This is a genomic window from Vibrio sp. 1402 (genome assembly GCF_033340275.1).
Map to the genome: position 1 here is coordinate 1 of NZ_JAWOWE010000116.1, position 962 is coordinate 962.

Sequence of the window (962 nt, forward strand, 5' to 3'; positions counted from 1 at the left end):
CGTTACATAGGTAAGCATTTAGATTCGCTAGAATTTGGCGTTGATGAGTCTTTCATTACGGAAGATTTTGCCCATTGGCCAATCGCGGATATTAAAGTTGATCAGTTCAAACAGCAAAATGCTAAGTTTTTTGAACAGCGTGGAGAGAAGGTTGAACATCAGTGGTTACGTGATTAACGCTGTCATCTGAATCTAGATAAAAATAAAGCCCGCTAAAAATGAGCGGGCTTTGTGTTTTAAGGTTTCTAACTCGTTTAAGTGCAGGCTTAACGGTTCTTTGTAGAGCTATGCTTTTACCGCATCAAGATCATCAGATTGAACTGAAGGGTTAAAGAACAATTTAGTTTCTGCCAGTACAACATGACGAAGCGCAATCAAACCAATAAGGTTAGGGATCGCCATCAAGCCATTTACGATATCTGCCAGAATCCAAATCATGTCTAGATGCAGGAACGCGCCTGAAGCCACTAGAGCAAGGAAGATAATCTTGTAAGGCAGAACCGCTTTTGTGCCCATTAGGAACACCACACAACGTTCACCGTAGTAGTTCCAACCAAGGATCGTTGTAAACGCAAAGAACATCAGACCGATAGACACCAGCATTGGGCCAAATGTTTCTGCGTTGAGACCAACAGCAAAGGCATGTGTTGTCATCGCGGCACCTGACAAGTCACTTTGCCAAGCGCCAGTTAGGATCAGGGCTAGACCTGTCATGGTACAAATGATGATGGTATCGAAGAAGGTACCTGTCATCGAAATCAAACCTTGTTTAACACGAGAGTCTGTTTTCGCTGCTGCTGCGGCCATTGGCGCGCTACCCAAACCAGATTCGTTGGAGAATACACCACGCGCAATACCAGATTGTATTGCCAACATGATGCTAGCACCTAGGAAACCGCCCGTTGCTGCGGTAGACGTGAAAGCAGATACCAACACAAGTTCAACAGCATTTAGTAGTTGAT

General features: G+C 44.4%; 1 protein-coding gene. It reads right to left on the reverse strand.

The features are described 5' to 3' along the window. Positions 1–285: 285 nt before the first annotated feature. Positions 286–962 (reverse strand): alanine:cation symporter family protein (locus R7044_RS24525; protein ID WP_225455913.1); only part of this gene is annotated, 677 nt, incomplete at its 5' end.